The organism is Streptomyces sp. AK02-01A, from assembly GCF_033795305.1.
Lineage (GTDB): Bacteria > Actinomycetota > Actinomycetes > Streptomycetales > Streptomycetaceae > Streptomyces.
In genome coordinates, this window is sequence record NZ_JARBAE010000116.1 from 1 (window position 1) to 1,614 (window position 1,614).

Consider the following 1,614-nt stretch of genomic DNA (forward strand, 5'->3'; position numbering starts at 1 on the left):
CTAGCTTGATCTTTAACCTCGGGGTCCGAACGGCTCGTCGTACTTGATCACTCGGACTGGTAACTGCGGTACATGCGGGCGGCCTTCGGCTGAGCATGTGATCCGACCAAGGAACACACAACGCTCAGCACGAAGGCCGTGGGGATGAGTCTGTCGCATCACGTCGTCCGGCAGGATCCGTTTGCGGGACTGTCACGCTTCCGGGGTGAGTTCTACTCCTGTCTGACCAGGCGTGCGGACGCCTTGTTCGAACTCGTGGACGCGGTGTTGTGCGCGGATGGTCCGGTCCGGTCCTTGGTGGAGCTGTCGCTGGTGGGCGAACACCGGCGGGGACACGGCGGGCTCTATGACGCCCTGTCCGCGGGCCGGGTCGACGTCGCCCGGCTGCGGCGGGCCCTGGCGACGGTGCCGCTGCCGCGGGCGGCGGACGGCCGGCTGGTCCTGGCCGCCGACCTGACCTGCTGGCTGCGGCCCAGCGCACACACCTCACCGCAGCGGATCCTGTGCCACACCTATGGGCGGGGCAAGGACCAGCACATCCCGGTTCCCGGCTGGCCCTACTCGGTGATCTGCGCGCTGGAGACCGGCCGGAGTTCCTGGACCGCACCGCTGGACGCACTGCGTCTGGCACCGGGCGACGACGCCGCCACCGTCACCGCCCAGCAGATGCGCGAGCTCGTCGAACGGCTCATCGCAGCCGGCCAGTGGAAGGACGCCGACCCGGAGATCCTGATCGTGGTGGACGCCGGATACGACGTGCCCCGGCTGGCTTTCCTGTTGAAGGATCTGCCGGTGCAGGTACTGGGCCGGATGCGCTCGGACCGCGTCCTACGCCGTGCGGTCCCACCCCGTGAGCCCGGTGTCCTGGGCCGCCCACCCCGTCACGGCGGCGAGTTCGTCTTCGGTGACCCGGACACCTGGAACACCCCCGACGCGCGGACGGTGACCGCAACCCGCCTCTACGGGAGGGCCACCGCCAGGGCCTGGGACCGGCTCCATCCACGACTGACCCACCGCTCCGCCTGGACTGCTGAGCTGGGTGCCCTGCCGGTGATCGAGGGCACCGTGATCCGTCTGCAGGTCGAGTACCTGCCCAGCGGTGCGACACCAAAGCCGGTCTGGCTGTGGTGGTCGGGCACCGACGCCTCCGAAACCACCGTCGACCTGCTCTGGCAGGCATTCCTGCGGCGCTTCGACATCGAGCACACCTTCCGCCTTTTCAAGCAGACCCTGGGCTGGACCTGCCCAAAGATCCGCAGCCCCGAAGCCGCAGACCGCTGGACCTGGCTGATCCTCGCGGTCTTCACCCAGCTCCGGCTCGCCCGCCCACTGGCGGCCGATCTCCGCAGGCCGTGGGAGAAACCGACCCCGCCCGACAGGCTCACTCCCGCACGAGTCCGCCGCGACTTTCGGCACCTCCGCCCGAAGGCAGCCTGCCCAGCCGAAGCACCGAAAACCGCCCGCCCCGGCCGAGGACGCCCACCCGGCCGGAAGAACAACCAACCCGCTCCCCGCTATGACGTGCACACAGTTGGCAAACCAGGCTCCGCGAAGCAACGCACGAAGAAGTCAACGACCCCGCGTCCACGCCGCACAGGTTAAAGATCAAGCTAG

The 1,614-nt window shown here is 68.8% G+C and carries 1 protein-coding gene; it reads left to right on the plus strand.

Annotated features, from left to right (window positions below; translation table 11 throughout):
- Window positions 1-144 precede the first annotated feature (144 nt).
- Window positions 145-1,602 carry an NF041680 family putative transposase gene (locus PV679_RS35960; protein ID WP_319685487.1) on the plus strand — a complete coding sequence of 486 codons (1,458 nt, stop codon included), beginning with the start codon at window positions 145-147 and terminating at the stop codon, window positions 1,600-1,602.
- Window positions 1,603-1,614: the final 12 nt, after the last annotated feature.